Below are 20396 nucleotides of genomic sequence, written 5' to 3'. Positions count from 1 at the left end.
ACCACCAAAAACATATTTACGTCTAAACAAATAGATAAGAGGTGAAGAGAATGGAAAATGAGGAAATAGCGGTGTGGTTTGATGAGTACGGTGAGTCGATTCTAACCTATATCGTCATGATGGTGAAGGACTACCAGCAGGCGGAGGATCTGACACAGGAAACGTTTATCAAGGCGTACCGGAACCGGCAGCAATTTGAAGGAAGAGCCTCTGTGAAAACGTGGCTGTTCTCGATTGCTCATAATGTAACGACTGATTTTTTTCGAAAGAAACATCCGCTGCAGCATTATTTGGGACTGACATCAGCAGAGGTAGATTGGCGGCCACTACCTGAACAGATGATGGAGCTGCATGATCAGCATGAGCAGCTGTACCGGGCAATTCAGCAATTAAAGCCTACATACCGCCATGTCGTCATTCTGCGCAAGGTAAAGGAGTTTTCTACAGCGGAAACGGCAGATATCCTGCACTGGTCTGAAAGTAAAGTGAAGATGACGCTTAAGCGAGCACTGGTGGAGCTGAAAAATGAGTTAATGAAAAGGGGGGTCACAAATGAAATCTACCTTAGATGAACAATTGAAGGAACTTGGTGAGGATCTGCAAGTAAAGTCCCAAGCGAAGGGTGAGCTGAAGAGACGGGTGCTGCAGAACGCGGCTGCACCTCGCAAGAATCACGGGAGAAAATATGTCTGGGCGGTGGCGGCAGTTTGTTTACTCGTATTGACATCGCCGTTTTATTCCACGACGATGGCTGGTATTGCGTCAAAGATTTTACCACTCGATATCCGTTCTAGTTTGTCAGACGGAGGGGGTACGAATATAACGAGGGATCTTTATGAAATGGTCGAAAAAGAAGGCTATATGCTGAATTCAGTAGGTGTCACACCATCACCATACACAATTGAAATCAATCTTATTCTAGATGGAGGGACATTGAAGGACGCACAAGATCATCTTACGCCGCTTGTGGAGACGTATTTAAACGAAAATGGCTATGACCAATATGAATTGGTATTTTCCGAAATGGAGGAAATGCCTTCCTACGAAGATGCGGATGAGACAGGTATTTTATTGGAACAGATTAATGAGATTGCTGTTGAGATTTTCACAGCGTATGGTTATGCAGAAGAAGCAGCACAGCTGGGGATTGGATTGAATAAAACCGAACCTGCCTATACAGCCACGCTCGATATGCCGGACCATATTACAGAAGCAGATAAAATTGTTGCCGATATGAAAAAGGAATTCAAAGAAAGAGACATAAAGGTCAAGGGTATCGAAGTGCAGACGTTTAATCTTGCACACCGCCAGCAGGACAATCGCTGGGGAATGATAGCAAGCGATATTTATGATGCAATGGCTGGAAAGTCCGCCTACCAGGTGTCGGGTCTATCCTATAAGGTGAAAAAAGGCCACACGTATGTCTGGCTGAAAACGGACTTTACAAAACGGCCGGGCGGAGAGCTGATCCGGGAAATCGAAGAGGCAGTCCAGAAATATCTCGCTGCACCTGAAACAGCGGAAATTATTCAGAATGATGCCTATACGATTCAACTTTTACTGAAGGATAAAACACCATTCCTTGAAGTGACGAATTAGGATAGAAGGAAAGATAGAAGAATAAATGAACACGAAAAAACAGAGCCGATGCTGCATGTGCTGCAAAGGCTCTGTTTTTATTGGGATATTAAGAATAGACTTCTATTTCCAAAATCATTATTGATTGTAAAGTATAGTGTCTATGGGGCTCACATCGAAATGTCATGATACTCGCCCTAACTGATGACCCAACATCATTTCTTATTCCTCATTAAACCATAGCGGGTCCATATCATCGACATCCCCATTATAATTAATAAGAATTTCATCGCCGGCTTTTATATCCGTGAAAGCGAAAAAGTCGAAAGTCTGGTTTTCAAAATTGATTTCGTACGTTGCATTTGGCTCATAGGAGTGATTGAACAGCATACCATAGCCGAGCAGGATGGCAGAACGGCCGATCCCGTATTCAAAGGCGTAATCGGCGAGAAGAGTCTTCTCTATGTATTCGTGCTGTTCATTCGGATAAGCAATGACTGGCGCTTCATGCAGGAGCTCTCCTTTTTTGATATCGCATACAGCGAATACCCCTCTATTAAATTCTCCATCACTTAGTGGAGATGTCTTTATCTCGATCATGTTAGTCTCCTTGTTCTCTTGCAAATTTTCTATCTAACTGTAACACGGATTTGCTTAGAAAGCTCTTTATTACGTTCAATACTGCAAAAAAAGCCGGCCAAAAGCGGAAAATCTGCTTTCGGTCGACATTTAGTTTTTTGGCTGGAAAACCTCATTGTAGTTTGTCAGCTCACGCAGTGCTTTCTCCTCGGTTGGAATGCGTACAGAGAGCATAAGTAAATTCAGTATCGTAAAGGCTATCGCTGTAAAGTAGGCCCCAAACATAAGGGGAATAAGCGCAATCTCAATGCAGACGATCAAATAATTCGGGTGGCGGATGTAAAGATACGGTCCTTTTGCGACAACATTGGCACCCGGCAGGATAATGATTTTTGTATTCCAGAACGGGCCGAGCGAGGCAAGACACCAGATCCGCAGTCCCTGTACTGCTATAAACAGAATGAACAGCCATAAAAAATAAGGTGAAAGACCGCGGTCGAAAAAGACAACCTCAATAATCAGGCTGATGAAAAACCCTGTATGCAGGGCAATCATGTAAGGATAATGATTCGCGCCGACCTCATATGCTCCTTTTGCAAGCATGCGCTTTTCGTTTTTTCTCGCAATGACTAACTCCAAGAGGCGCTGTATGATGACAAGTGACAGAATGATAAAGAAAATCAAATCATTACCTCCATTCCAGCAGGACGGCTTCTCCGCTGAAGCCGGGGCCAAGTGCAACGAGCAGCCCATACGTATTCGGTTCGTTTTTCTGCAGCATAAACTGCTCCAGTACATAAAGAACTGTAGGGGACGACATATTGCCGTTTTCTCTCAAAATATCGCGGGATACATTTGTCTGGCCTTCACGTAACTGCAGGGCTTCCTCATAAGCGGCGAGCACTTTTTTTCCTCCCGGGTGGGCAACGAAATGGTCAATCTGCTCAGCCGATATATCGTGTTCTCCTAAAAACTCATGAATGAACGGTCCAAGCCATTTCGATATAATCATCGGAATGCTTTTGGAGAAAACGACATGGAGTCCGTTGTTTTTTATATCCCATCCCATCACATCCTCAGAGTCGGGCATCCATTTAGACGCTGATCCGTGAATATACGGCATCGGCTTGTCCTGCGGGATCACTGCTTCGTCACCGCAAACAAGCACACAGGCTGCGCCGTCCGCAAACAGGGAGGTTCCGACAAGGTTGCTTTTCGAATAATCATCCTTCTGGAATGTCAGGCTGCACAGCTCGACACAAACAACAAGGACTTTTGCATCTGGATGTGCCTTGCAATAATCATATGCCCGGCTCACCCCGGCCGCTCCGCCTGCACAGCCGAGCCCCCAAATCGGCAGTCGTACGGTCCGGTCAGAAAACGGCAGAATATTCATGACGCGTGCGTCGATACTCGGTGTGGAAATGCCGGTTGTACTGACGAAGATAATCGCATCGATTTCTTCCGTGGAAACGGGCATATTTAAAAAAGCCTGGTTTCCTAAACATTGTCGAATGACGTTGACGCTATATTCCACAGCAAGCCGAATGTACAGATCATTGCGGTCTTCAAATGTATGAGGCTCGCGATACCACTCAGAAGGAACGCAGAAATTGCGGTTTTCAATCTGGCCGTTCTCAAATACTTTCAGCAGGCGTTCGAGCCTGGGAATTTTATCTTGAAAAAGTTCCTTCGTCAGCTGCTCGATATTTTTTTGAGCTAACGGGTATGGCGGTTTGTATGTACCAACAGAAGCGATTTTCGGCATGGACTAGTCTCCTTATAAACAAGTACTTTCTCTCAATATATTGAAAGAAGTTGGAAAATATACGACTACGGTATTCATAGGAAGGGGCAGGTGAGGTGCCCCATAAATAAAATAAGAGGTTTCCTGCGCAATAGAATATATCCATAGCGCATAAAAGACCTATGATCGTATACCGTACAAGTTCCACCTGCAGCCAAAAGTTAAACGGGGAAAGAGAGGAAACTTGTGCCGGAAAGCTTTAGGAAAATGAAAACACCTTCAACTATCCGGTAGTTGAAGGTGTAACTATGCCTATTCCAAATATCGTCCCTGCTCGGGGATGGCGCGCTGGTCAAACTCGTTTGCTAATGTCGTCAAGTCGTTTGCCAGCTCTTCACCTGACATTGGCATGCCATGACCTGTCACGGCGACAGACGGATTTAATGCTGCAAGCGTTCTTACCGATTCTCGCGCTTTCTCCCAATCAGTCGTGAGATATTTCGGCGGACCGTTCACTTCCTTTTCCTGCACGAGCACTTTAAAGAGCGATTCTTGCTTGACTGTCACAAATGCATCTCCGGCAATCAGCGCGCGGTCTGCTTCCCGGAAAAAGGAAACATGTCCCGGAGCATGACCCGGCGTATAAATCCATTGCCAACCGGGCATCGTAGGAACCGAATGATCTGCAGGCAGCGGTTTCACGCGGTCGCCAAGGTTAATCGCTTCATTTGGATAGTACGGTGATATTCGTGCCAATAGGCCGCCCCCAACTGAAGGATCGGGCTTTGGATAGTCCTGCATTCCTGTAAGATACGGAATTTCGGATGGATGTGCATATACAGGTACGTCCCAGTGTTCCAGCAATTCGACAATCGCCCCGACATGATCGAAGTGGCCGTGCGTAAGGATAATTGCTTTCGGTTTTGTCCCTTGTCCGTAACGTTTTTCGGCCTCTTCGATAATTGCTTGTGCCGAACGGGGCATGCCTGCATCGATGAGTGTCCAGCCGTCATTTTTGCCGGAGTCTCCCACAAAGCATACATTGACTATTTGAATCGTAAAACAATAAATATCCGGCGTCACTGCTTGTCCGATCATACTTAACAGCGAAGTCATCGGAATGTATTTATAGTCATCTCCGTACTCCATTTCTTTTGTCATGATAAACCCTCCTTTTCCTGGATACTATATATGTTTGCATTTCCTGAATTTCTTATTCCTAAACACGGATTCGTTCATTTGACGTTAGATTTGCGGATGTTTGGGGAATAGGGTGGCTAGATTAATTGTAGGAGGGATAAAATTGAAAGCAGTCACTTATCAAGGGGCACAGGATGTCCAAGTAAAAGATGTACCAGATGCAAAGATTGAAAAACCGGATGATATTCTCGTACGTATTACGACTACGGCCATCTGCGGTTCAGACCTGCATATTTACCGCGGTTCTGTCCCGACAACAAAAGGATTTGTTATCGGACATGAGCCAATGGGGATTGTCGAGGAAGTTGGTCCCGAAGTAACACGCGTGAAAAAAGGCGACCGTGTCGTCATTCCGTTTAATGTTTCCTGCGGCGAATGTTTCTACTGTAAAAATGAAATGGAAAGCCAGTGCGATAATGCAAATGAAAATCCTGCACTTGATTCAGGAGCTTATTTCGGCTATACGGAGCGCTATGGCAATTATCCGGGCGGTCAGGCAGAGCTTCTGCGTGTACCATACGGCAATTTTATCCCGTTTAAAGTGCCGGAATCCTGCGAACTGGAGGATGAGGCATTATTATTCTTATCAGATGTCTTGCCGACAGCCTACTGGAGTGTAGAGCATGCCGGTGTTAAAAAGGGCGATACGGTCGCTGTCCTTGGCTCAGGCCCGATTGGCTTAATGGTGCAGAAGTTTGCATGGATGAAGGGGGCAAGCCGGGTGATTGCTGTAGACCCGCTCGATTACCGTTTAGAGCATGCGATGCGTACGAATAAAGTCGAAGCCTTTAATATGGATAAATTCGATGATGTCGGTGACCATATCCGTGAAATTACAAGCGGCGGCGTAGATGTCGTCATTGACTGCGTAGGAATGGACGGAAAAATGTCGCTGCTTGAAAAAGCGGGTCAAAAACTGAAAATGCACGGCGGCTCACTAAGTGCGATTGAAATCGGCCGGAAAGCTGTTCGTAAATTCGGTACTATCCAGCTGACAGGTGTATACGGACTGAATTATAATATGTTCCCGCTTGGCAATATTTTTGAGCGGAATGTTACACTAAAAACAGGGCAGGCTCCTGCTGTCCACTATATGCCGATGCTGTATGATATGATTGTCCAAGGAAAAATCGATCCGACAGAAATCATTACACATAGTATGCCGCTTGAACAGGCGAGCGATGCCTACCGTATGTTCCACGATCATGAGGATAAAAGCATCAAGTTTGTTTTGAAAAATTAGAAAAACAGCTCTCAGATGATTTGATAAGGAGAGGGGGATCTCTTCTTTAGTTCAAATCATCCGAGAGCTTTATTTATATTCACCCTTAAAATAGGGGGAGTCTACCAGAAGAATGCTCCTGCTAAAGCGATACCTGTAATAGCACCTAGTGCGATACCATAACCGAAGCCGCCGCCGTAGCCCCAGCCCCATCCGAAGCCGTAACCGCCCATCCCTCTATCAGGCATAAGCCAAACCTGTCTTCTATCGACACGAGTGATCGTACCTACATGGACCTTTCCTTGATTGTCGGTAATGCGAACCCGTTTACCATGATATTGACAGCACATATTGTACATATCATTATATTGACCCATAAATCTACCCTCCTTTTACCTTAAACTACTTATTACTATATGTTGAAAATACTGATAGACACGTGCTAAGCGTCTAGTACATATACTGTGAAAAAGGATGAGAATAGAATGGCTGTCAAAAAGACTCAAAGAACTTTGCAGAAGATCTGCAAAAAAGGTGAGGGGAAGCCGAGAACATTCATAGCGTCTATCCAGCGGGACGTCATCACGAAGCCGCTTTTAGCTTTATTTCCCGAAACGCCGCCGGAAGCAATATACTACGAGCTGTTACAAAATGGTTTATACGAACCTAGGGATTCTGCAGAGCTAATGGATATAGTAATGCAGCTGGAAAAGAAAGAGCTATGGACACTCGCTGAAAAAGAATATAATCGTCTCAAAAAGTTATGGAATGGTCCGGAGGCTGAAATTTATATCTATCCCTTAACCAGAAAAAGACCGTCAATAGGCGGCAGCATGGCAAATAAAAATGGGGTAGCTTATAAAAATGTCCTTTTCTTATTTGTAGCGCCGGAGCTTACGGAACATGAATTTTATGCGCTGCTCGCCCATGAATACCACCATATTTGCAGAATTGCTTTTCTCGGATCCTCACCAGCAGAGCATTCGTTGAAGGAGTCGCTTGTAATTGAAGGCATGGCGGAAGCGGCGGTGGAGGAGCTCTATGGCGAAGAGTGGCTTTCCCCGTGGGCCCAGCGTTATTCAGAAGCGGAAGCAAAAGAAATATGGAAGCAGCATTTTGTTCCGGCGCTTGACAATATAGGAGTAGGAAATCACCGCCCTTATTTATATGGAGATAGAAGAAGGAGAATACCCCCATGGGGCGGCTATAGCACCGGTTACCGGCTCGTAAAGTCGTATTTAGAGCAAAATGAAGCAATCAGTCAGGAAAAGCTATATAAGCTCTCCTCGGACGAGATTATTAATGGTTCCAGTTTTTCGGAACGACCAGAATAGACGGAGTAAAAAATAAGAGAATCTGCTTACTGCCCGCCTGCTGTTTCCACTATTGCATAAGATATAAAAGGGGAAAGAGGATACTTCCCGCTAGGTAGATGTCCTTTATTCTATTACTGTTATCTTTTATGACGAGAGCGGCAGAGTCAATACGATTGACTGTTTTGGCAGGTATCCAGCTGCTTATGGATAATGAAGTATAAGTCTCGGGAAACACCGTGATACCGAGGTGTAATTGACGAATTCAGGAGTGACAACATGGAACAGGTAACGTTGGTTATCCAAATACTAGTAAGCGCAGTCTTCGTCTATGTAGGTTTTGGGAAAATATCCGGTAACCGCGCCTTCCGGAGAGCTTTCATCAAATGGAGGCTGCCTTACTGGCTTCTCGTGCTGACTGGATTTCTCGAAATGATCGCTGGTCTGCTATTACTGATGGGACTGCTCATTCAAGGGTTAGCACTTTACGGTTTGCTGCTTCTGTTCTGCATATGCATTGGTGCGATCTTTACACATGTCCGTGTAAAGGATGATATGCAGGAAATGCTGCCGATTATCGTCCTCTTTGTTTTTGTACTCTTTTTATTTCTATTTTCTTTATAATAGGCAAATAGAAAAGGAGGTGTCCGAGAAGATTTTCTGGGATACCTCCTTTGCGGCGAGGATGGTGACATGCGGATGTGGCCACCGCAGGGTGAATAGGGAGCCTTTTTTTCGTGGTTAGAACCGCTTTGGCAGCCTGCTGTAAAGAAATAAAGATAAAAGCGTGAAAACAATAATAGATAGCGTGATGAATAGAAGGCTGTAGCTATTGGTGATCAATGTGCTGCCCCATTCATAATGGACACCAAAGTGAACCTCATAGGAGCTGGCTGCTTCAGCATTCCCCTTAAAAACAGTATCGATTGACTCACGCATAAGGATCTCGCGGAAGAGAACGGTCGTATGGCTGATTGGAAAAAGCATGATGATTTTTTGGACAAATTCAGGAACAGAGCCAAGTGGTACGTAGACGCCGCATAAAAAGCCGATCGATGTCCCGATAATCGTGCTTAATGTGGAAAAGGACGTTTGGGTCGTAACAAGCAATGTGAAAAATAGATTGAAGACGCTGCTGAGTGTAACAGAAAGAATCACCACGCCTAACAGCATGCTAATTTTGCCCGGTGAAAACCATTCTCCGCCTACAGCTACTAAAAAGAGCTGACAGCAGATCAATCCAAAAAGGGAAAGTGCAAAACCGATAAAAAAAGCATTGATAACATAGCTGAGCTGAAGCTTTGCACGGGTGATAGGGGCCGTCAGAAAATCGGCGAGCACCTTTGTCTCCATATCCTTTATCGCAATACCATAAGCTGCAAGGGTAGAGGTAACGGTCATAATGGAGAGGAGACCGGCTACCATCCATTCATTCACCATGTTTTTAATATCCGGTGTAGCTGTGACAAGCTGTTCGATTGCATCGATTTGCGTTTTTTGAATGAAAATCGCATATAACAAAATGACGATGATGACCGTTAAAAGAGAAAAGAAGACAAGCATCCGGTCCCGGCGGAATAATTTATTGTGCCGAATGACTAAATTCAATAAGCTGTTCATCGCCAATTTCCTCCTTGTTAAGTCGAATGAATACATCATCCATAGAGCCTTTTATAACTTCAAATGCATGGATCGAAGGCTCCCATTCCTTTAAAAGCTGGAGTGCTTCTAAAGTGGAAGGAACATTTATCGTAAAAATGCCGTTTTTCATTGTAAAAGACAGCCCTTTTTCAAGTAGAAGGTGGCGGCCGATTGTCTCCTCTAAAAAGGTGATGGATAATTGATCACTTGCATGGTGTTCTTTTAGCGAGTGAGGAGTTCCGGCTGCAATGATTTTTCCTTCTTTCATGATTACAATTTCGTCTGCAACGGCTGCTTCCTCCATATAATGGGTTGTGAGGAAGATCGTCATGTTTAATTCCTTCTGAAGCTGTTTAATCGTATCCCACACAAAAAGGCGTGTCTGTGGATCAAGCCCTGTCGTCGGTTCATCTAAAAACAGGATGTCCGGTTTATGGATGATTGCGCGGGCAATGTCTACGCGGCGTTTTTGCCCACCTGATAATGTTTCGTACTGCTGATGCTCGATTTCTTCCAAATGCAGAGCCTGCTTAACAAAGTGCCAGTTTTCTATTAGCTCTTGCTTTGTAAAGCCATACAGACGGCCGCGGTGCAGAATATTCTCTTTTACGGACAGCTTCTCATCAAGCAGGCTTTGCTGGAAGACGATACCGATAGATTTTCGGATCAGTTCATTATTTTTGCGTGTTCCTAATGAGATTCCGTTAATTTTTATTGTGCCGGAAGTTTTCTCAAGCAGCGTACATAATATTTCAATCGTCGTTGATTTACCGGCACCATTTGTTCCAAGGAAGGCAAATAAGGAGCCTCGTTTCACCTGAAAGGAGATACCCTTTACTGCCTGATGCGTGTTGTAGTTTTTTACAAGCCCCTGGACATCAATAATCGGTTTCGTTTTATTTAATTCGTTTTCGGCTTTGTAAATATTCATTGATTTCATCAACCTCTCGTTTCGTCGTAAGTAAGATGAAAAACCATACAAGTGCATAAATGATCAGCTCGTTCAGGAAGACAAGCAGGAACGAGGAAAAATCGGAAAACCACGAACCGACTATTCCACCGATGAATACACAAAGAGTAACAAAGGACAGATGAATCAAAAGCTGAACAGGTAAGGAAAAGAACGCTGTGTCGAATATCAATGTGACAAAGCCGATCGCAATCCCCATTGCCGCTGCAATAAGCAGCTGTTCGAGTAAATTGCCTCCATTTAGTACAGCATCCGGATTTGTTACAGCATCAATTGTAATCAGCACATAGGAACAGCTGAGACCGATTAATAGACCGATCAGGCAGGAACGGATTATTTTAATGATCATCGTGCATTCCTCCCAATTCCAAGTTTTTGTTTTAACGGCTTTAAGTAGTTTCTGCTAACAGCAACCGTTACTTCGTTATCTAGAACAAGAGTAGGGGTACCGAATCTCCCAAGCTGTATCGAGGCGATTTTGTTCGTATTAATAAGTGTCGACTTATTCACCCGTGTAAACTGTTCAGATAATAATTCTTCCAGCTCATATAGCTTTCTTTTGGATTCGAATTCCTCTTCTTCTGTCTGGAAAAAGATTTTTGGCCCTTCTGCATATACGGAATAAATATCTTCAATTTTCAACATATAAATTTCCTGCTCCTTATACCCATCGATCGTTGTCGTAACAGGTGTTTTCAGCCGTTTCATTACTCGTTCTACTTCATCTGAATAAGCATTCGCATACAGATGTACTTCAATTTCCTCGTATTGTTTTTCTATTTTGACATGTATTTTCATAAAAACCTCCCCCGGGTTATCTTAACTATATCATCTGGATTTTCCGTTTACAGGGAAATAAAATGAAAGGGTGAAAAATCGTTATAAGCGGTCAATTAGAGGCGATAAGAGGTGTTTTGTTCAAGTAGGAGGATTTATTATCATGAAATAAAAGACGTCCTAAACGGGCTGTCTGCCACATAAAGGACGTCTATAATTCCTGTATAAAAAGTTAAATCATCTTCAATAGCGCATCTTTTCCGGTCATACCGGGATAAATGCCGATTGCCTCCGCTTCAATCGTAATGGACTCAAGCGGAGCCTCCAGCAGCTGCTCAATCGTTTTCACACCGACCGCGCGTCCGGCCAAAATCCGCCGGTCTGCCAGCTTGCTATTTAAAAGTCCGACATCTAAAGCACCGCACATAATATAGCCATTATCATTGGAAACCGTCAGCAATGTTGTTTTCGGCAATGCGACGGTGACAGCAGTAAAAGGGTGCCCTTCAATTTCCAACGTCTCGATCGTAACCAAACACTTCATCCTTTCATCTAGATGCTCAAACGGCAGAAAATCACCTAAAAGCGTGGATGCCGTGCCTGCAGCCCCGTTATGAACGAATAGAGAAAGCTCTCCATTTAGCCAATATTCCTCGTATAACCGCAGTCAGTAACAGCATCATTAACACGCTCAGGTCAGCTCCTCTATGTAAACATATGCAGCAGGTGCAAAAGTGGTCCATCGAAGGAAGAAAGCACATAATAATCGAGAGGAAATGGGAACTTTTCGCAAGTTCAAGCGTTGGTAATAGAAGGAAGAAATAGGAAAGGAGAGTGCGCTATGTATAAGTACTTTGTTCAGGTTATTGCAGGTTGCGCGGTATTTCTTGCTTCTGCCTTTGCTGCTTTCTATGAGGGGAGCGCACTGGCCGACAATTCGTGGGAGTGGAGCTATTCCACACCGATCACAAGCTTGCTCGGAAGGGACGTACAACATGCTGCCGATATTTCGCCATTTGACTATTTTTATTTTGCAGCAAAGCACGAGCCGTTCTTTCCGGTGGTCATGATAGCAAGTGTCCTGTATATTGCGATGATAGGCGGTTTTATGCTGCTGCGTTTGAGAAAGCGGAAGGCAGTTCTTTATTTTAGTATTGTAACTATTATATCATTTGGTGCTGCGGGGGCTTTCCTTGAGGCAACGTCTTCTGGCAGCAGATGGTTTGTTTCTCTTTTCGCCATTACAGCAGTCATATCAGGCGTGTATGCTATAATAGCAGGGAAAAACCTCGTTCGAGAGGCAAATATATAAACGGAGCCAGCATATGAGGTGAGAATATGGATAAAAATATGAATAAAAAAGAGCTGTTCGGGTGGGTCAAAGCGATTGGTATAGCGGTTATAGCTGTTGTCGTTATACGGCTTTTCCTCGTGACGCCCGCTTCAGTGAGCGGCGCTTCGATGATGCCGACTTTCGAAAATGGAGATTATGTGCTTTTAAATAAGCTTGGTCCAAGGCTATTTGACTATAACCGGTTTGATGTTGTTGTCTTTAAAACCGCAAAGAACGAAAACTATATTAAACGAATTATCGGCCTGCCCGGTGACCATATTGAGTACAAAAACGATGAGCTATGGATCAATGGAAAGCGGTATGATGAACCTTATTTGGATGAGTATAAAGATGAGCTGACTGATGGAGGTCCATTAACGAGAGACTTTACCTTGGAGGAATCGCTCGGACAGTCCACTGTTCCGGAAGGCCATTATTTCGTAATGGGGGACAACAGAAGAGGAAGCCTTGACAGCCGCAAGCCGGAAGTCGGCTTTGTATCAGCAGATGTGGTCGTCGGCAGGGCAAGCGTCGTCTTTTGGCCGTTTGATCATGCAAAAGTAATCAAAGAGTAATAGAAATGAGCGAGTTTAAGATGCAAGATAGCAACACTATTTTCCTGACAAGCCCTACGGAACACCGTATACACCCGCTTGCAAATAAGCAAATCGTGTTTACCGGTGCACTCTCCCGCATGACACGGGTTGAAGCGGCAAAACGGGCAAGAGCCTGCGGAGCTGTTATACAGGGAGCTGTTACAAAAGAAACCGATTTTCTTTTTGTAGGCAAGGAGCGGAAAAGCAAAAGCGCAAAACAAATAAAAGCTGAGCAGTTGATTAGCCTCGGTGCCGATATCCAAATCATCGAGGAAGAGGATTTTTATTGGATTCTTTCTTTTGAGGAAAGGTGAGGGGAGTAACGCTCCGTACATCGTATAATAGACAAATTAGAACAAAAAGACTGTCCAGTAACTGGACAGTCTTTTTTGCTACAGAGCATTTATATTCATAAAAAAAAGACACCAGTGAGTGCCTGCCAATCCTGCTATTTTCGTTTGCTAGTAGCTGATGAAATGTCATGTATCATGCTATTAACAGAAGTAAAAATTTCCTCTGCCCCTTTGTTAAATTCCATTGATTGAAGATGATTTTTATCAATCTTACCAAACATATTATTTTTCCATTGAAAGTGTTTTTTTCATGGAGATCACCTCCTAAGAAGGAGTGTATAATATGACGCTGCGGGAGCTTTAACAAAAAATTTGAAAATGAAACAAATTATTCCGTAAAAACATTCATTATTTCTCTAATAGTCTGTAAGCCTCGGCAAATTTTTTGGCAAAGGTTAAAGGAGATTCTATTGATTGGAAGTGTACATATAGGGTAGTCGGATTTGTAAAAATCCAATGATTATGAATGGCACTTACGATCAAATTGTTTTTTACAAGAGCTCTTACAAATGCAGGCAATTCCTCTTGGCGAACAGCCACTTCACCAAGATTGAGTGCATTACCTTCATAGTCTAAAGATTCGAAAGTTATACCGGCTGGCAAAGCACTGCGGCTAGGACGTCCTTGAATAGTTAAATGAAACTTTCTCTCCAATTCTACAGAACAACCGCCTTTTTTTATTGTGGGCTTGCCATTAACGATTTGAGCAAATTGGTTACAAATCGATTGGAAATTTTCCATGTAAGACACACTCTCCTTTGATTATGTCTTATTGTATGAACAAAATAATGCACCCTAGAATATTCAAAACAAATCGTTTTGTGGAGGTGTGAAAGGAAATTTTAAAACAGGTTGAATACGCGCTATTTTTAGTCAAGAGTGGTTCCTCATTTCGTAAAAATGGGGTTATGGTGATTACTTTTTTACATGAGGAACTCTCATTTTTATTGTTGTAAATTGGATGATCAAAAGGTGTGTTTACATAAGTAACATTTTGTTGAGTAACTCAATAGAAGAATAAGCAAGCGATAAGATGAAGAACAAAAAACCGGCAAAAAAGATTGCCGGTCGGGGAGCATAATTAGCTTATTGATTATTATTTTGGTTACGGTTATTTACAATTGAACCAGAAGCTTGATGCTTTTTAGCTTCAGCTTGCTGGATTTGTTGTTTCACTTGGTTAACGTTCGTTTCACTTCCAAATTCCACGTTCATGGCATTGAGGTTTTGTGAACCAGAAGCTTGTTGCTTTCTAGCTTCAGCTTGTTGAATTTGTTGTTTCACTTGGTTAACGTTCGTTTCACTTCCAAATTCCACGTTCATGGCATTGAAGTTTTGTGAACCAGAAGCTTGTTGTTTTTTAGCTTCAGCTTGCTGGATTTGTTGTTTCACTTGGTTAACGTCCGTTTCACTTCCGAATTCCTCGTTCATGGCATTAAAAGCTTGTTGGCTGCCATTATTTGCAAATATACCAGAAGCTTGATGTTTTCTAGCCTCTGCTTGTTGGATTTGTTGTTTAACTTGGTTAATATCCGTTTCATTTGCGAATTCGGTGTTCATTTTTTGGTTGAAGTTTTGGTTGTTATTTTTTGTCATAAAATTCACCTCCTGAAATTAGTCTGTACACAGGATGGTTTATTATTCGGCTAAAAAATTTGATCTTTTTCAAAATAAGGCGCATGAAAAGGGGAAAAAGCAGCCAACCTTTATTTTTATTGAAACCAAACAGTCCGGTAACAAGCAGTGCATTACTTGTATGAAATTGATCGTGAATTCAAATGAATGTGTTTACATCACTTATAAAGATGAGGTAGTATCGTTTGACCTTGAAGAACATCTGAACTTAAAAGAACCACCATGTGGAGCTGTAACTGTTTAGAAGCAACAACAGGCACTTTAGTTCAACAAGTATTTAAAACGTCTCCAAACACCGCAAAAGCATATGATTCCACTTATGGTATTATTCATTATGCATGTAGTATTCAACGATTAGCAAAGTTCATTACATAAAAAGGGAGATAGCAACATGATTGTTAAAGTCGGATTTGATTATGAAGATGATATAGAATATATGGTTTGTCCTGCAAAAGTAGGGAGAGATATCAATCGATTACAACAGGAATTTTGGGATTGGCTATTTGACAGAAAGAACCAGCATCCTTATTGGTTTGAATATGAGGAAGATGGAAATATTGATTATGGTGTTTCTTACCGTACAGATGCTTTTATTTATTGGTTGAACAATGTGAAATTTAATAAAGGTAAGAATATTGCGAGGTTAATAGAGGATCCAAAGTCACTACCTAAAAAAACAATTCGGTTTTAATAGTTATAAATTATGCCGTTTCATTCAAAATAACCTTCCCAAATGAAAATTCGGGCGCTCCCCTTAGTAGAGCAAGAATTAAAACAACTTCAATATCCTTTTCAGCAACAAAATTCCTTAAATCAATACAATTTAAAACAACCTTCGAAAGCCTTATTACAATGAAATGTAATAAGGCTCTTGGTTATTATAATGAACATAAAAAACGACTTGATCAGTCGGGGATAATTGTTTCGATAAGAAAAATACATACCGTATATGATTTTAAGGATGTTAGCAAAAGGGGGAGAAATCTTGTCACGTCTATTGATTATCCAACTAAAGCTTAATAGAGAACGATAGAAGGGGACAGTACACTTGGTACTGACGGTCACGGTTGCACAAACCTCTGTGGCTTTGAGATGAAGTTCGGCAATTTATAATAAAGTCTAATCGTTTATAAAAAAGTTTGATCAACTTCCTGTGTAAATAGGATCGATATTTTTTTGTTCCACAAATGTGTTCATACCCTCCATACATTGCGAGGCTATCGCTTGGTCGGAGTTAGCATAATAGTAGAATAAAGCAAGGTGAGCACCCTGTTATATAGTAATCACCACTTTACCTTGGGCGTGACCTTCTTGAAAATATTTAAACGCCTCAGTAATTTCACTTAACTTAAACCGCTTATCGATTATTGATTTTACTTTACTGGTCTCAAGTAACTCTTTTACATCATTTAAGTCTTTTTGACTCGCTCTTTGCAACAGGCTGCTTATTTTCCTGCTCCCAGTCATTGAAATAAAAGGTCCAAAAAATAATGTTTTATAAAGCTGGGCCTCGGAACCTCCTACATGAACAAAATTCCCATTTCGTTTTAATACTCGTTTATAAGCTGAAAGGGAGTTAGAGCCATTCACACCAAGAACCAAATCATAATAATCCTGTTGTTGAGTGAAACGCTCTTTTGAATAATCAAGGATATGGTCGGCTCCTATCGAACGCAATATTTCTACATTTCTCGTACTACATACACCCGTTACTTCAGCACCGAATGCTTTAGCAATTTGTACCGCAAAAGTACCAACGCCACCAGATGCACCATAAATTAATACTTTATCTCCCGATTTAATTTTCCCTTTATCACGTAGTCCCTGTAAGGCAGTCACACCAGCCATAGGAGCAGCAGCTGCTTCCTCAAAGGAGATATTGTTTGGCTTTAAGGCTAAAGCGTATTCGTGGACTGTTACATATTCAGCAAACCCACCCCATCCACAACCAGATAGGTCTCCAAATACTTCATCTCCTGCTTTAAATAGCGTAACGTCTTTCCCAACGGCTTCAACTGTACCAGCTATGTCACCTCCTGGAATGGAGTATTTTGGTTTCGTTAGTCCGAAGGCAAATCGGGCTAAGAAGGGTTTGCCTGTTAAAAGAACTAAGTTCCCAAAGTTTAAAGATGCTGCATGAACTTTTACCAATACTTGATTCTCGGTAGGGAAAGGTTTTTCCGCCTCTTTTAACTCAAGTACATCGGGTGAACCATATTTATTACAAATGATCGCTTTCATAAAAACTCCTCCAACCTGATATCTTTGCTAATTAAATAATAACAAGGGGATAAACACTCTTCATTGACTTAGGTTAATTTACTAATGATTTTATAAATTTTTTCCAAAGAATAAAGGAGGATTTGGTTCATAATGTTTGGCGAGTTAATCTTTCGTACATTGTCGCTGCTAAAGAGGTAAGATGATTATGAAATGTGAAGGGCATCTATTTTAAAAATTGCTTTTTTTAATTCGCTTTTTTATTCTGCTTAACGATTCAGGAGTGATTCCAAGATAACTAGCCAATTGATGTTGTGGTACACGGTCAATTAACTGGGGGCATTGCCTTAAAACGGTTTTGTATCGTTCCTCTGGAGACGAGCTGATAAATTCACCTAGCTGTTCTTGCATTTCACCAAGGTTTATCTCCATCATTTTTCGTATCATCATTTCAAGTTGCGGGTATTGGTTAAACATCGTATTTTCTGAATCAATATCACCAACAACTAATATACAATCTTCGATACAGACTAATGAATACTTTGACAGCTCACCTTGAGTCTTTTCGTTGATAATTGGTATAGCTTGTTCTTCAGTAAAAAAGTTTGTTGTTACCTCTTTACCTGATTCATCTATAAAAAACTGCCTAACACACCCCTTTAACACGAAATAACATTTAATGGCGGAAAATTCTCCTTGTCTAAGAAGGTACTTTCCTTTTTTATATTCATCAATTCTTAAACTTTCAGAAATTGCCCGCTGTTCATCTCCGCTGAGTGAAGTAAAATCAGACATATATTTTAAGAGTATATCAATCATTTATTCTCTCCCTTTCTAATTGAGGCAATTTAAATGTATCTTACTCATTTCAACACTTTTATCCATTTCACCTTTATTAGATAAAACAATCGGAATAGCATCTAAATTATCAAGGTATGATTGTAAAACAAACAATTCTTTTCCCATTCAACTAACGAGGCACTTTCGTAAAGAAAGGATTTATAAAGCATATAAAAATTATTCTAATAACATTCCAAAATAAAAATTTAGTTATACTAAATAGGGCTAGGTTCTACGATTGTATAATCCATCCGATTACCTAAACTAACCAGCACCCATGTGTTGCCAAAAAGAGCCGGCACATAAAATACTTTTAATGTTGTGAAAGTTTAGGGGTAGAGTAATTCTAATTTTTATTTTGAATAGAATAATGTGATATCAATAATTGGGCGCAATTCTTTAATAAAGAGTGCATTTTTTCCATTACATGGCCATTTGTTAGAGCAATAACAAGGCCTGGTTTCTCGTTTGAGTGATGAGAAATCAGGCTTTTTTATATGGAAAATTACTTAACATTGCAGATCCCCATTTTACTGACGTACTATTTCTTTAACTATTTTTGTAAAATTGAACCTATAATGATTTGGCAATCGTCTAATAGCAGAATTCAAAGTAGATTGAAGGGGAGGGTAGTAGAATGGACAGAGAGGAAAAAGATTATGTATTAGAAAAAATAATGATTGAATACGGTAATGAGCTGGTGCGACTGGCCTTTTCTTATGTGAAGGATGCCGAGTGTGCTAAGGATCTGGTTCAAAATACGTTCATCAAATGTTACAAACATCTTGATTCGTATCGTTATGAAGCACAGATTAAAACATGGCTCTATCGCATCACGATTAACGAGTGTAAGGATTATTTAAAAAGCTGGAATTACAAAATGGTAAAGGTAAAAAGCTTTGTTAATGAAACAGCAAAGTCGATATTACCATCAACTGAAAAAACAGTTATCGATAAATACAATAATGATGAAATAAAAGATATTATTTTCTCTCTTCCAAAAGTGTATCAAGAAGTAGTTTATCTATACTACTACGATTCATTAAAGACAGAGGAAATTGCCGAAATTTTAAATATGCCGGTTAATACGGTAAAAACTCGATTAAGAAGAGCAAAACAAAGATTAGAGCCCATGTTAAAGGAGGCAGAATATAGTGGAAGATAAACGGGTAAAGAATGCGTTTTCCAATATATCGGATCGAGAACTGCAATTTACAAAAGAAAATCGTGATAGCGTATTTGAACAAATTCACAAAATGGATGAGGGTACTCATACACAAAAGAAGCCGCTTATTCCTGTAAAAAAACTCGCTCCTGCAACAGTATCTTTATTAGTAGTAGGTTTGTGTCTATTTTTGTTTATGCCATCGTTGCTTCCCGAAAGCTGGACTAGCGATTCAAGCAGTAGTGATTTCCATAAAGGATCTAACACAAGTGTTGCAAGTGACTCAGTAATTGAGGAAGCTGAATATTTCACTACATTAATTACGGTAAAGTCGAAAGAGATGGAAAATCGAATTTATGTAAATCTTTTACTTACTTATAACAAAGATAAAAAAATGATGAAAATTGTCTCGCTGCCTAATGATACATATGTACCGGTAGCGGATAAAAAGGATGGCACTACTTTGTACGATAAATTATTATTTGCTTATAATTTTGGCGGTGCTGAAAATGTAAGAACAGCTGTTTCAAAACTATTAGATTTACCAATTGATTATTATGCAGTGATTGATTTAGATACTATTTCAACGCTTATCGATTCTATGGATGGCGTAGAGTACAACTTGCAGGAAGATATCCGAATAAGAGCGATTACGCAAGTGGCATTTGAGTTTGAAAAAGGAACGAATCATTTAAACGGTGAAGAATTTACAGCATTACTGATGGCTGCAACAGAAGGCAGCAAATTAGGTGAAGAAAATCTAGTGAATCTGCTGAATACTGTAATGAATAAATTAGAAGGCGAAATTCCACCAGCACAATTAAAAGAACTCTTTACTCAAATAGAAGCCAATGCTTCACTTGAGCATTTGTTCGATAATCAAATAGAAATCAATTCTATAAAATCGGTATCCTTAATTGATGGAATGATATCAGACGTAATAAAATTAAGTAGTACTGAAGGTAAACACATTTATAAGTTTGAAAAAGAGTTTTTAAATTCTGTTTCAAAAGAGTTAACCACATTTAACTAAGTGAAAAATAGCATATAGAGCAAAACTAGCGGATAGAAGCTGAACATTATTTAACAATCAGGTGCGATTCTTTAATAAAGAATCGCCCTTTTTCAGCAATAGGGACAGATTGTTGAATAACATAAACAAATAGGGTTGCGGAAAATTAGATCTGGTTAAAAAACCTAGTAATTTGGAAAAGAAGGGTTTATATA

Annotated in this window: 25 protein-coding genes; 11 read left to right on the top strand and 14 right to left on the bottom strand. The window is 40.9% G+C overall.

Annotated features, from left to right (window positions below; genetic code table 11):
* The first annotated feature begins 50 nt into the window (after positions 1 to 50).
* Together BOD01S_RS01425 and BOD01S_RS01420 are read left to right on the top strand one after the other, a co-directional pair.
* Positions 51 to 572, top strand: a complete 522-nt coding sequence (locus tag BOD01S_RS01425) for an RNA polymerase sigma factor (RefSeq protein WP_036154941.1) — start codon at positions 51 to 53, stop codon at positions 570 to 572.
* Positions 553 to 1599: a DUF4030 domain-containing protein gene (locus BOD01S_RS01420; RefSeq protein ID WP_036154939.1), complete on the top strand. Its 1047-nt coding sequence runs from the start codon at positions 553 to 555 to the stop codon at positions 1597 to 1599. The genes BOD01S_RS01425 and BOD01S_RS01420 overlap by 20 nt, the downstream gene beginning before the upstream one ends.
* 201 nt (positions 1600 to 1800) lie before the next feature.
* Here the strand turns inward: BOD01S_RS01420 and BOD01S_RS01415 are convergent, their stop codons facing one another.
* The 4 genes from BOD01S_RS01415 to BOD01S_RS01400 form a co-directional block, all read right to left on the bottom strand.
* Entirely contained in the window at positions 1801 to 2178 is a 378-nt protein-coding gene (locus tag BOD01S_RS01415) for an SET domain-containing protein (protein ID WP_036154937.1), read from the bottom strand.
* 129 nt (positions 2179 to 2307) lie between these two features.
* Positions 2308 to 2841 carry an isoprenylcysteine carboxyl methyltransferase family protein gene (locus BOD01S_RS01410; RefSeq protein ID WP_036154935.1) on the bottom strand — a complete coding sequence of 178 codons (534 nt, stop codon included), beginning with the start codon at positions 2839 to 2841 and terminating at the stop codon, positions 2308 to 2310.
* A 4-nt stretch (positions 2842 to 2845) separates the two neighbouring features.
* Positions 2846 to 3925, bottom strand: a complete 1080-nt coding sequence (locus BOD01S_RS01405; RefSeq protein WP_036154933.1) for a type III polyketide synthase — start codon at positions 3923 to 3925, stop codon at positions 2846 to 2848.
* Between the two features lie 291 nt (positions 3926 to 4216).
* On the bottom strand, positions 4217 to 5065 hold the full coding sequence (locus BOD01S_RS01400) for an MBL fold metallo-hydrolase (protein WP_036154931.1): 849 nt from the start codon (positions 5063 to 5065) through the stop codon (positions 4217 to 4219).
* Positions 5066 to 5207: 142 nt separating this feature from the next.
* On the opposite strand from BOD01S_RS01400, the gene BOD01S_RS01395 reads away from it, so the two are divergent.
* Positions 5208 to 6347 carry a zinc-dependent alcohol dehydrogenase gene (locus BOD01S_RS01395; RefSeq protein WP_036154930.1) on the top strand — a complete coding sequence of 380 codons (1140 nt, stop codon included), beginning with the start codon at positions 5208 to 5210 and terminating at the stop codon, positions 6345 to 6347.
* Positions 6348 to 6448: 101 nt separating this feature from the next.
* Here BOD01S_RS01395 and BOD01S_RS01390 read toward each other — a convergent pair whose 3' ends face one another.
* Entirely contained in the window at positions 6449 to 6703 is a 255-nt protein-coding gene (locus BOD01S_RS01390; protein WP_036154928.1) for a hypothetical protein, read from the bottom strand.
* A 108-nt stretch (positions 6704 to 6811) separates the two neighbouring features.
* Between BOD01S_RS01390 and BOD01S_RS01385 the strand changes: the two genes are divergently transcribed.
* Positions 6812 to 7660 (top strand): DUF2268 domain-containing protein, encoded by an 849-nt coding sequence (locus tag BOD01S_RS01385; protein WP_036154926.1) that lies wholly within the window; start codon positions 6812 to 6814, stop codon positions 7658 to 7660.
* 258 nt (positions 7661 to 7918) lie between these two features.
* Entirely contained in the window at positions 7919 to 8263 is a 345-nt protein-coding gene (locus BOD01S_RS01380) for a DoxX family protein (RefSeq protein ID WP_036154924.1), read from the top strand.
* Positions 8264 to 8380: 117 nt separating this feature from the next.
* Here BOD01S_RS01380 and BOD01S_RS01375 read toward each other — a convergent pair whose 3' ends face one another.
* The 5 genes from BOD01S_RS01375 to BOD01S_RS01355 all read right to left on the bottom strand — a co-directional run bounded on the left by BOD01S_RS01375 (position 8381) and on the right by BOD01S_RS01355 (position 11571).
* Positions 8381 to 9259: an ABC transporter permease gene (locus tag BOD01S_RS01375; RefSeq protein ID WP_036154923.1), complete on the bottom strand. Its 879-nt coding sequence runs from the start codon at positions 9257 to 9259 to the stop codon at positions 8381 to 8383.
* The gene (locus BOD01S_RS01370) at positions 9222 to 10211 is read right to left on the bottom strand and encodes an ABC transporter ATP-binding protein (protein ID WP_036154921.1); all 990 of its coding nucleotides are present in this window, start codon (positions 10209 to 10211) and stop codon (positions 9222 to 9224) included. Before BOD01S_RS01370 ends, BOD01S_RS01375 begins: the two co-directional genes overlap by 38 nt.
* Entirely contained in the window at positions 10177 to 10599 is a 423-nt protein-coding gene (locus tag BOD01S_RS01365; protein ID WP_052124852.1) for a DUF3021 domain-containing protein, read from the bottom strand. The genes BOD01S_RS01370 and BOD01S_RS01365 overlap by 35 nt, the downstream gene beginning before the upstream one ends.
* Entirely contained in the window at positions 10596 to 11048 is a 453-nt protein-coding gene (locus tag BOD01S_RS01360; protein WP_036154919.1) for a LytTR family DNA-binding domain-containing protein, read from the bottom strand. The genes BOD01S_RS01365 and BOD01S_RS01360 overlap by 4 nt, the downstream gene beginning before the upstream one ends.
* 211 nt (positions 11049 to 11259) lie before the next feature.
* Positions 11260 to 11571, bottom strand: a complete 312-nt coding sequence (locus BOD01S_RS01355; RefSeq protein ID WP_407655984.1) for a YunC family protein — start codon at positions 11569 to 11571, stop codon at positions 11260 to 11262.
* 297 nt (positions 11572 to 11868) lie between these two features.
* Between BOD01S_RS01355 and BOD01S_RS01350 the strand changes: the two genes are divergently transcribed.
* The 3 genes from BOD01S_RS01350 to BOD01S_RS01340 are packed head-to-tail and all read left to right on the top strand — an operon-like array spanning position 11869 to position 13270.
* Positions 11869 to 12339, top strand: a complete 471-nt coding sequence (locus tag BOD01S_RS01350) for a DUF4306 domain-containing protein (protein ID WP_052124851.1) — start codon at positions 11869 to 11871, stop codon at positions 12337 to 12339.
* Positions 12340 to 12365: 26 nt separating this feature from the next.
* Positions 12366 to 12935 (top strand): signal peptidase I, encoded by a 570-nt coding sequence (gene lepB / locus BOD01S_RS01345; protein WP_233153109.1) that lies wholly within the window; start codon positions 12366 to 12368, stop codon positions 12933 to 12935.
* Between the two features lie 5 nt (positions 12936 to 12940).
* A complete protein-coding gene (locus BOD01S_RS01340; protein WP_052124850.1) occupies positions 12941 to 13270 on the top strand; it encodes a BRCT domain-containing protein in 330 nt (109 codons plus the stop codon).
* A 387-nt stretch (positions 13271 to 13657) separates the two neighbouring features.
* Here BOD01S_RS01340 and BOD01S_RS01335 read toward each other — a convergent pair whose 3' ends face one another.
* Both BOD01S_RS01335 and BOD01S_RS01330 read right to left on the bottom strand, forming a co-directional pair.
* A complete protein-coding gene (locus BOD01S_RS01335; protein ID WP_036154915.1) occupies positions 13658 to 14050 on the bottom strand; it encodes a DUF1259 domain-containing protein in 393 nt (130 codons plus the stop codon).
* Positions 14051 to 14395: 345 nt separating this feature from the next.
* Positions 14396 to 14905: a gamma-type small acid-soluble spore protein gene (locus BOD01S_RS01330; RefSeq protein ID WP_081977965.1), complete on the bottom strand. Its 510-nt coding sequence runs from the start codon at positions 14903 to 14905 to the stop codon at positions 14396 to 14398.
* A gap of 430 nt (positions 14906 to 15335) precedes the next feature.
* On the opposite strand from BOD01S_RS01330, the gene BOD01S_RS01320 reads away from it, so the two are divergent.
* The gene (locus BOD01S_RS01320; RefSeq protein WP_052124849.1) at positions 15336 to 15635 is read left to right on the top strand and encodes a hypothetical protein; all 300 of its coding nucleotides are present in this window, start codon (positions 15336 to 15338) and stop codon (positions 15633 to 15635) included.
* Positions 15636 to 16216: 581 nt separating this feature from the next.
* Here BOD01S_RS01320 and BOD01S_RS01315 read toward each other — a convergent pair.
* Together BOD01S_RS01315 and BOD01S_RS01310 are read right to left on the bottom strand one after the other, a co-directional pair.
* Complete coding sequence (locus BOD01S_RS01315; RefSeq protein ID WP_036154912.1) at positions 16217 to 17185, bottom strand: NAD(P)-dependent alcohol dehydrogenase; 969 nt, start codon at positions 17183 to 17185, stop codon at positions 16217 to 16219.
* Between the two features lie 210 nt (positions 17186 to 17395).
* Complete coding sequence (locus BOD01S_RS01310; RefSeq protein WP_036154910.1) at positions 17396 to 17983, bottom strand: Crp/Fnr family transcriptional regulator; 588 nt, start codon at positions 17981 to 17983, stop codon at positions 17396 to 17398.
* Positions 17984 to 18641: 658 nt separating this feature from the next.
* Here BOD01S_RS01310 and BOD01S_RS01305 point away from each other — a divergent pair.
* Both BOD01S_RS01305 and BOD01S_RS01300 read left to right on the top strand, forming a co-directional pair.
* Positions 18642 to 19169, top strand: coding sequence for a sigma-70 family RNA polymerase sigma factor (locus BOD01S_RS01305; RefSeq protein ID WP_036154908.1), 528 nt, complete (start codon positions 18642 to 18644; stop codon positions 19167 to 19169).
* Entirely contained in the window at positions 19159 to 20202 is a 1044-nt protein-coding gene (locus BOD01S_RS01300) for an LCP family protein (RefSeq protein ID WP_036154906.1), read from the top strand. The genes BOD01S_RS01305 and BOD01S_RS01300 overlap by 11 nt, the downstream gene beginning before the upstream one ends.
* Positions 20203 to 20396 lie beyond the last annotated feature (194 nt).

This window comes from Lysinibacillus odysseyi 34hs-1 = NBRC 100172 (genome assembly GCF_001591965.1).
GTDB classification, from domain to species: domain Bacteria; phylum Bacillota; class Bacilli; order Bacillales_A; family Planococcaceae; genus Lysinibacillus_B; species Lysinibacillus_B odysseyi.
Note: the sequence above shows the minus strand (reverse complement) of the source record. Positions and strands in the feature narration are given on the sequence as shown.

Coding starts and splice junctions, on each gene's coding strand:
- BOD01S_RS01425 (WP_036154941.1), top strand. CDS start 51: ATGGAAAATGAGGAAATAGCGGTGTGGTTTGATGAGTACGGTGAGTCG.
- BOD01S_RS01420 (WP_036154939.1), top strand. CDS start 553: ATGAAATCTACCTTAGATGAACAATTGAAGGAACTTGGTGAGGATCTG.
- BOD01S_RS01415 (WP_036154937.1), bottom strand. CDS start 2,178: ATGATCGAGATAAAGACATCTCCACTAAGTGATGGAGAATTTAATAGA.
- BOD01S_RS01405 (WP_036154933.1), bottom strand. CDS start 3,925: ATGCCGAAAATCGCTTCTGTTGGTACATACAAACCGCCATACCCGTTA.
- BOD01S_RS01400 (WP_036154931.1), bottom strand. CDS start 5,065: ATGACAAAAGAAATGGAGTACGGAGATGACTATAAATACATTCCGATG.
- BOD01S_RS01390 (WP_036154928.1), bottom strand. CDS start 6,703: ATGGGTCAATATAATGATATGTACAATATGTGCTGTCAATATCATGGT.
- BOD01S_RS01385 (WP_036154926.1), top strand. CDS start 6,812: ATGGCTGTCAAAAAGACTCAAAGAACTTTGCAGAAGATCTGCAAAAAA.
- BOD01S_RS01380 (WP_036154924.1), top strand. CDS start 7,919: ATGGAACAGGTAACGTTGGTTATCCAAATACTAGTAAGCGCAGTCTTC.
- BOD01S_RS01375 (WP_036154923.1), bottom strand. CDS start 9,259: ATGAACAGCTTATTGAATTTAGTCATTCGGCACAATAAATTATTCCGC.
- BOD01S_RS01370 (WP_036154921.1), bottom strand. CDS start 10,211: ATGAATATTTACAAAGCCGAAAACGAATTAAATAAAACGAAACCGATT.
- BOD01S_RS01365 (WP_052124852.1), bottom strand. CDS start 10,599: ATGATCATTAAAATAATCCGTTCCTGCCTGATCGGTCTATTAATCGGT.
- BOD01S_RS01360 (WP_036154919.1), bottom strand. CDS start 11,048: ATGAAAATACATGTCAAAATAGAAAAACAATACGAGGAAATTGAAGTA.
- BOD01S_RS01355 (WP_407655984.1), bottom strand. CDS start 11,571: ATGAAGTGTTTGGTTACGATCGAGACGTTGGAAATTGAAGGGCACCCT.
- BOD01S_RS01350 (WP_052124851.1), top strand. CDS start 11,869: ATGTATAAGTACTTTGTTCAGGTTATTGCAGGTTGCGCGGTATTTCTT.
- lepB (WP_233153109.1), top strand. CDS start 12,366: ATGGATAAAAATATGAATAAAAAAGAGCTGTTCGGGTGGGTCAAAGCG.
- BOD01S_RS01340 (WP_052124850.1), top strand. CDS start 12,941: ATGAGCGAGTTTAAGATGCAAGATAGCAACACTATTTTCCTGACAAGC.
- BOD01S_RS01335 (WP_036154915.1), bottom strand. CDS start 14,050: ATGGAAAATTTCCAATCGATTTGTAACCAATTTGCTCAAATCGTTAAT.
- BOD01S_RS01330 (WP_081977965.1), bottom strand. CDS start 14,905: ATGACAAAAAATAACAACCAAAACTTCAACCAAAAAATGAACACCGAA.
- BOD01S_RS01320 (WP_052124849.1), top strand. CDS start 15,336: ATGATTGTTAAAGTCGGATTTGATTATGAAGATGATATAGAATATATG.
- BOD01S_RS01315 (WP_036154912.1), bottom strand. CDS start 17,185: ATGAAAGCGATCATTTGTAATAAATATGGTTCACCCGATGTACTTGAG.
- BOD01S_RS01310 (WP_036154910.1), bottom strand. CDS start 17,983: ATGATTGATATACTCTTAAAATATATGTCTGATTTTACTTCACTCAGC.
- BOD01S_RS01305 (WP_036154908.1), top strand. CDS start 18,642: ATGGACAGAGAGGAAAAAGATTATGTATTAGAAAAAATAATGATTGAA.